Genomic DNA, 7,002 nt, shown 5'->3' on the forward strand with positions numbered 1-7,002 from the left:
CTGTCCATCAATTGCGGGACGATCTTCAATCTCGTGGTTCTGATCTGGCTGCGCCTGCTGGCCAGATACAGCTTCGCGCCATGGAGGTGGGTCAAACGGGCCTTCCCTTATCTCTTTAAGGTGGCCTTGCCAGCGGCCCTGATGCAGCTTGTCTGGCATTCGGCCTATATGGTTTTGTTCGCCATCACCGGCAGTCTGCCAACGGGCAGCGTGACGGCCCTGGCCGGGATGAGCGCCGGATTGCGGGTCGAGTCCCTGTTCTTTCTGCCGGCCTTTGCCTTCAACTTCACGGCGGCCATCATCGTTGGACACCACCTGGGGGCCAGGGATCCGGGCGAGGCCAGAAAGAGCGGATATCGTATCCTTGGCGTTGGCATGGCCGTGGTGGCGGTCATCGTGGCCGCAGCTTGGTCCAGCCTGCCGACGATTGCCCGATTCGTGGCCTCGGATCCCGAGGTCCACGCGGTGGCTCTGTCCTATCTTCGATTCAACCTCGCGGGTTTGCCGTTTCTGCTGGTGGGCATGGTCCTCGGTGGGGCGTTCACCGGGGCCGGGGCCACCCTGTACCAGATGCTCTGTGTGGGCGGATCGGCCTGGCTGGTCCGCATCCCCCTGGCCTGGTACCTGGGCCACAAGGTCGTGGGCGGAGCCGACGGGGTCTGGATGGCCATGCTGGCCTCCATGATCGTCCAGGCCTTGGTGGTTCTTCTGGTTTACCAGTTCGGTGACTGGCCCAGATTCGCGATGCAAGCGGACAAGGCCCGTTCCAGACCTCCGGTCCCGGCCATGCCCAGGGCCGAGGCTCGGCCGTAGACGACTCGGCCGCCAGATCCCAACCAGTGATCCAAAGGCCATGACTGGGCCAAGATCATTTTTCGACCTGTTTTCTTTGACACCGTCTTCATTCTTTCGGTATCAACGAAAGAACCCTTGAATCCGAAGTCCGGGCATTGGCTTCTGCCTCCGAAGGCGCTTCGGTTACGGTCATCGGTGCAGGGAAGGTGTCGGAGACGGTCAACACGGGAGGGGAAATGAACCGACGACTCAATCAACTCCGGACGGTTTTGCTCTTGATTGGCAGCCTGTTCGTCTTGATGTCCTGCGACGGCGGCGATGGAAGCGGCGACGGAGACAAACAGGCTATCGTCACCGGCCCGGAGGTGAGCGTTCTGCAGACCACGGTTTCCTCACAAGGCGGAAATCTGGCCATCGCCGGAACTGGAACGCCCCTGGATGGAGGCGATCTGAATGTGTCCTTCGGGGCGTTCCCGAACGGGGCGTCCGTGTCGGTCAAATATGCCGAAATCGTCAGCCACGATCTCGGTCCCAAGGTCGATCCGGTCATGGGTGTGATCCGGATCAAGGTCGGGGAGGGTTACGGGGAAGAGATCAATATCTTGAAGATTCCGGTTTCAGCGGGAGCGGGCCGGTACGTCATGGGCTTTTATGTTGACGAGTCCACCGGGGAGCTTTCGGCTGTGCCTTCGGTCTACGAAAACGGATACGTCCACCTGCTGGCTTCGCGTTTCGGAACCGGAGGGGCATCTTCGACTAGGACGAGGACCCAGAGCCTCTGGGAGTCGGCTTCCATCCTCATTAGTTCGTTTGACGTGAACGTCATGCTGTCCATGGACGCCGACTCGGGCTTCCGTCCGGCGGTGGATGACTGGGAATTTCCGAACAGAGGGGCCTACAACGCTCCAGGGGGGATCTGCACGGGCATCAGCATGACGGCCATGTACTACTTCACGACTCAAAAGTCCTCGCGGGGGCCCCTGTACGGCAAGTACGATCGATTGGAGAACCTGTGGGAGGACAATCCCCAGGGTTATAGATGGTCGGCCCAGGCCCAGGAGGATTACAAAAGGTTCAATTCGAGCAAATATTTTTACGAGCATTTTCTCATGTTTTCTGATTCTGATTTGGCCCAATACATCGTATTGGCCAACGCCATCCATGTCACCGGACAGCCCCAGTCTGTGGGCATTTTTGCCCAGAACGGTTTAGGCCATGCGCTGGTCGCCTACAGGGCTCACAACCGAAAGATCTCCGTGGCCGACTCCAACTGGCCGGCGGACACGGGCCGGACTATCACCCTGAAGGCCGACAATACCTTCGAGGCATATGAAGGTGCAGCGGAGCAGGGGGGGCAGACCTTTCCCTTTCCGTACATCTATTTTTGCGCCAAGGACGCCGATCTGGACTGGCGGCTTCTGGATGTTGGGTGGCGGGAGTTTCAGGCCGGGACGGCGGGGACGGCCATCATGCCTCCATATCGGTTATCCGTTGACGGAAGCGAAATCGAGGACACGTATTCCAGCGGCACAAGCCCGGTCAGGCTTGGCATCGAGAGCGCTCAGGCGGGCGGGGAGAACCTTGGGTTTCACGTCTACGACTCAGAGGGGACCTTTCTGACTTCGGGATACGGGGCCGATCTGAATCTTGAGGAGGGAACGAACGTCTTCGGCGTCTATGTCCTCGGCCAAGTCGCCTTGTCCGGTACATGGGAGTATGTTGATTTCCGTTGGATTGAGATCGAATATCAGGGCTCGGGGCAGCATTCCTATGCCAAGACGTTCGATGTGTCCTTGGATGGCTATGACTGTTTGTTCAATGGCAGAATCCGGGTGAGCGTGGAGACCGATTTTCCGTTCACCGTGCATGAAGTCCAAACAATCAATCCGACCCTCAACTTCGTCTTCACCTTGCCCGAGGGAAAAACCAAGGGGACCGCCCGGATCAGATATCATGTCGGCGAGTTGTCGTTCGATTACAAGTTCGACCCCGAACTGATCGACATCGTGGGGACGTACATCAGCGACCATTCGGTCTTTCCGGCCCGGGCCTCCGACAGGGAGATGAGCGAATTTCTCGACGTCGAGCATGCGGTCGAGTGCACCACGGCCGGACAGTTTTACACCGGACTGAACGTGACCATGGTCGGAACGTATCGGTATAAGTCCGGGGGACAGAACGAGCAGTCATGCAGCAAGCGGGGGACCGTGGCCATGCTCTATTTCACTCCGGAATAGTCGGTTTTCCGATATTTCGTCCAGGATGCCGTGAAAGACGAGAGGCCCGACCGGAGACGTTCCGGTTGGGCCTCGATTTTTTGCCGCCTGAACAAAGACCTGACGATCCCGGGATGGTCAGCCTCTGGGCGGCCTCGGGCTGGGCATGTTTCCGGCCAATGTTCCCAAGGTCTCGATGCCGTCCCGGATCCGGTCGTCCCAGACCCCGCTGCAGCTCAGACGCAGGTAGTTCCGATAGTTTTCCCGGGTGGAGAAGATGCATCCCGGGGCGATACTGATGCCGTTTTCCCGGGCCTGGAAGAAGAATTCGACGCCGTCCACGTCGGCGGGCAGTTCGACCCAGAGAACGGCCCCTCCCCGGGGGCGGCTGGCCCTGGTTCCGGCCGGGAAGCTTCGGCCAAGGTGGGTTTGCATGTGGGCCATCTGGTCTCGAATGGCGGTTCTGAGTTTCTTGAGGTGGGCCGGATAGCGGCCGGAGGAAAGGTAGGCGGCCAGGGCCATCTGGAACGGAGAAGCGGTGCAGACGCTGGTGGTGGCCTTGATCTCCCGGGCCTTGTCGGCCAGACGGCCCGGCATGAGCCAGCCCAGGCGGCAGCCCGGGGCCACGGTCTTGGAAAAGGATGAGCAGAGCATGACCCGGCCGTCGCGGTCCATGGCCTTGCAGGCCGTCGGCCGTTCGGAGTTGAAATAGAGATCCCCGGAAACGTCGTCTTCGATGAGGGGAATTCCATGGCGGGCGACGGTCCGGACGATCTCGGCCTTGGCCTCGTCGTCGGCCAGGCATCCGTCGGGGTTGTTGAAGGTCGGGGAGAGGATGCAGGCCCGAACATCAAAGGTCCGGATGGCCTTGTCGACCTCGGCCGGATCCACGCCCCGGCCGGGGTGGCCCGGAACTTCGATGGCTCGAAGACCCAGGGTCTCGACGAGCTGCAGGAAACAGAAATAGGTCGGGGATTGGATCAGAACCGTGTCCCCGGGCCGGGTCACGCAGCGAAGGGCGATGTAGAGAGCCTCCATGGCCCCGGCCGTGACCACGATCTCCTCGGGCCGGACGGCGATGCCGGCGTCGAAGGACAGACGGCAGATCTGGCGGCGCAGTTCGAGAAGGCCGTCTACCGGTGCGTATTCAAGGGCCTCGGGCCTATCCATGGCCTCGCGGAGGTAGGACCGGAGCAGGCGGCGGGGGAGAAGCTCTGGCGAAGGCGAAATGATGCCCAGGGGGACGAGGTCGCGGTCGCCGAGGACTTCCAGGACGGTCTGGATGAGCTGGACCCGATTGACTGTCTTGGGCCGCAGTTCGGTTTCGGCCACGGCCTCGGTCCGGGGCAGGAGTTTTTGAACAGGGGCAACGTAGAACCCGGACCTGGGCCGGGACTGGATGACCCCCTTGCCTTCAAGCTCGACATAGGCTTGGCCAACGGTGGACAGGCTGGCCTTCATGGTCCGGCTCATGGCCCGCAGGGAGGGCAGCTTTTCGCCAGGAGCCAGGGCCTTGTCCCGGATGAGTTCGACGATGCGGGACTCGATCTCCCGGTATCGGAATTGGGTCATGGCAATCTGTTCTGGTTGAAATTCATCTTTTCTGTATCTGTTTTGATGACAGATATCCGGTATGATTCCGGACATCAAGCATTTGAACGTCTGGAGGAGCAATGGAAGAAATCGAGACGGAATGGTCGAGACCGCTGCCGGGCTGGCCCTTGAACGCCCTGCGGATGGTCGCGCCGGTGGTCATGGGCTACATCCCGGTCGGGTTCGCCTACGGGGTGCTGGCCAGACAGAGCGGTATCAGCGAGTTCAACACCCTGATCATGTCGGTCCTGGTCTTTGCCGGATCGGCCCAACTCATCGCCGTCAGCCTGATCGGGGCCGGGGCCGGGCCGCTGGCAATCATCGCCACGACCTTCGTGGTCAACCTTCGGCACACCCTCATGTCGGCGGCCATGAGCCCGGCCCTCAGACATTGGCCAAAGCGGATTCTGGCCGTCTTCGCCTTCGAGCTGACGGACGAGACCTTTGCCCTGCATTCGGCCCGGGCGACCCGGGAACGGCTGGACAGGGGCACGACCCTCATGGTCAACGCCATTGCCCAATCGGCCTGGGTCACGGGCACGGCCCTGGGCATCCTGACCGGGAACATGGTCGGCGACGTCAGGCCCCTGGGACTCGATTTCGCTCTGGCGGCCATGTTCATTTTCCTGCTTCTGGACCAGATCCGGTCCAGGGCGCATCTCGTCTCGGCGGCGGCCGGCGGAACCGGGGCCCTGGCCCTGAGCCTTTTCGGCTTCGGCCAGGCGAGCGTCATCATGGCCACGATCCTCGGGGCCAGCATCGGATACGGAGTGGAGCAATGGACCAGCAGACGATCTTCCTGACCATCCTCGGCATGATGGCCGTGACCTACATACCCAGAGCCCTGCCTCTGCTGGCCCTGGCTTCCGGAGGCCTGTCCGAGGGCGTGGTCCGCTGGCTGGGGCATGTGCCCACGGCGGTCCTGGCAGCTCTCCTGGCCCCGGAAATCCTGGTTCGCAACGAGGCCCTGGACGTGGGGCTCGACAACGTCTTTCTTTTGGCCGCCTGTCCGACCCTGCTCGTGGCCTGGAAGACCAAAAGCTTTTTCGGCGCGGTCCTGACGGGCATCGGGTCCGTGGCCCTGCTCCGGCTGCTGGCGGTCTGATTTCCTCCGGGATGGTCGCAAGTCTCGGGCTTTGAAGTCCGGGTCAAGGATGGTATGCCCCGTTCCGGGCCATTCGGCCCTGCGGAGCATGCGGTGTCGAAATTTGCCTTTTCATCGAGTCTTTCCCCCATCGAGGGGTATGTCCAGGGACTGATCCAGGATCGGGACCTTGGCCCCGACGTGGTGGCCCACCGAATCGTCCCGCCCGTGCCGGGCCGAACCGTGCCCCTGCAGGGCCCCTTGTCGGATTCGGTGGCCGATCTGGTACGCCAGGCCGGAGTCGAGGCTCTGTACGTCCATCAGGCCGAGGGCATCGCCCACGTCCTGGCTGGCCGCAATCCGGTTCTGGCCACGCCTACGGCCAGCGGCAAATCCCTGGTCTACAACGCCTCCTTCCTGGAGGCCAGGTTGTCCGGCCCCGAGGCCAGAGCCTTGTACGTCTTTCCCCTCAAGGCCCTGGCCCAGGATCAGCTAAAGACCTTCACATCCCTGACCGAGCCCATGGCCGAGGCCAATCGACCCGATGCGGCCACCTACGACGGGGACACGGGTCCGTCGGAACGGACCCTTATCCGGCGCAGGCCCCCGGCCGTGGTCTTCACCAACCCCGAGATGATCCACCTGTCCTTTCTGGCCCATCATCAGGCCTGGAAGACCTTTTTCCAGAATCTTCGTCTGGTGGTCCTGGACGAGGTCCACACCTATCGGGGCATTCTGGGTTCGAACATGGCCTGGGTCTTCAGGCGGCTTCTGCGCGTCTGCAGCCATTACGGGTCATCGCCGTGTTTCGTGTTCTGCTCGGCGACCATTGCCAATCCGGCCGAGCTCTGTTCAAGCCTGAGCGGCCTGCCGGTTCAGGCCGTGACTGAAAGCACGGCCCCAAGCCCCAAGAAGCATTTTCTTCTGGTCAACGGTCAGGGACGGACCAGCTCCCGGGCATTGCGGATGCTCCATTCGGCCCTGGTCCGCCAGGTGCGGACCATCGTCTACACCCAGTCCCGGAAGATGGCCGAGCTTATCTCCCTGTGGGCCGGACAGCGGGATCGGAGCCTGCGGCGGCTGGTCAGTCCGTACCGGGCCGGTTTTCTGGCCGAGGAGCGCCGAAGTATCGAGGACCGTCTGTCCCGGGGCAAGCTTCTGGCCGTGGTTTCCACCAGCGCCCTGGAATTGGGCATCGACATCGGCGGTCTCGATCTCTGCCTGTTGGTCGGCTACCCGGGTTCCATCATGGCCACCTGGCAACGGGCTGGCAGGGTGGGGAGGGGTGACTTCGAGTCGGCCACGGTCTTCATC

At 62.0% G+C, this 7,002-nt stretch carries 6 protein-coding genes; 5 read left to right on the plus strand and 1 reads right to left on the minus strand.

Translation table 11 applies throughout. The features are described 5' to 3' along the window. Both EOM25_10915 and EOM25_10920 read left to right on the plus strand, forming a co-directional pair. Nucleotides 1-813 (plus strand): hypothetical protein, encoded by an 813-nt coding sequence (locus tag EOM25_10915; GenBank protein ID NCC25687.1) that lies wholly within the window; start codon nucleotides 1-3, stop codon nucleotides 811-813. A gap of 218 nt (nucleotides 814-1,031) precedes the next feature. Beyond that, on the plus strand, nucleotides 1,032-3,032 hold the full coding sequence (locus EOM25_10920; protein NCC25688.1) for a hypothetical protein: 2,001 nt from the start codon (nucleotides 1,032-1,034) through the stop codon (nucleotides 3,030-3,032). Nucleotides 3,033-3,149: 117 nt separating this feature from the next. Here EOM25_10920 and EOM25_10925 read toward each other — a convergent pair whose 3' ends face one another. Then, complete coding sequence (locus tag EOM25_10925) at nucleotides 3,150-4,589, minus strand: PLP-dependent aminotransferase family protein (protein ID NCC25689.1); 1,440 nt, start codon at nucleotides 4,587-4,589, stop codon at nucleotides 3,150-3,152. 95 nt (nucleotides 4,590-4,684) lie between these two features. Here EOM25_10925 and EOM25_10930 point away from each other — a divergent pair, with 95 nt between their 5' ends. The 3 genes from EOM25_10930 to EOM25_10940 form a co-directional block, all read left to right on the plus strand. Beyond that, the gene (locus EOM25_10930; protein NCC25690.1) at nucleotides 4,685-5,407 is read left to right on the plus strand and encodes a branched-chain amino acid ABC transporter permease; all 723 of its coding nucleotides are present in this window, start codon (nucleotides 4,685-4,687) and stop codon (nucleotides 5,405-5,407) included. Continuing rightward, the gene (locus tag EOM25_10935) at nucleotides 5,383-5,709 is read left to right on the plus strand and encodes an AzlD domain-containing protein (GenBank protein ID NCC25691.1); all 327 of its coding nucleotides are present in this window, start codon (nucleotides 5,383-5,385) and stop codon (nucleotides 5,707-5,709) included. The genes EOM25_10930 and EOM25_10935 overlap by 25 nt, the downstream gene beginning before the upstream one ends. Before the next feature lie 54 nt (nucleotides 5,710-5,763). Beyond that, a partial coding sequence (locus tag EOM25_10940) for a DEAD/DEAH box helicase (protein ID NCC25692.1) occupies nucleotides 5,764-7,002 on the plus strand: 1,239 nt, incomplete at its 3' end.

The sequence above is a fragment of the Deltaproteobacteria bacterium genome, assembly GCA_009929795.1.
Taxonomy (GTDB): Bacteria; Desulfobacterota; Desulfovibrionia; order Desulfovibrionales; family Desulfomicrobiaceae; genus RZZR01.

What these genes read in the sequence shown, in the direction of transcription:
- EOM25_10930 (NCC25690.1), top strand. Translation starts at nt 4,685, where the DNA reads ATGGAAGAAATCGAGACGGAATGGTCGAGACCGCTGCCGGGCTGGCCC.
- EOM25_10935 (NCC25691.1), top strand. Translation starts at nt 5,383, where the DNA reads ATGGACCAGCAGACGATCTTCCTGACCATCCTCGGCATGATGGCCGTG.
- EOM25_10920 (NCC25688.1), top strand. Translation starts at nt 1,032, where the DNA reads ATGAACCGACGACTCAATCAACTCCGGACGGTTTTGCTCTTGATTGGC.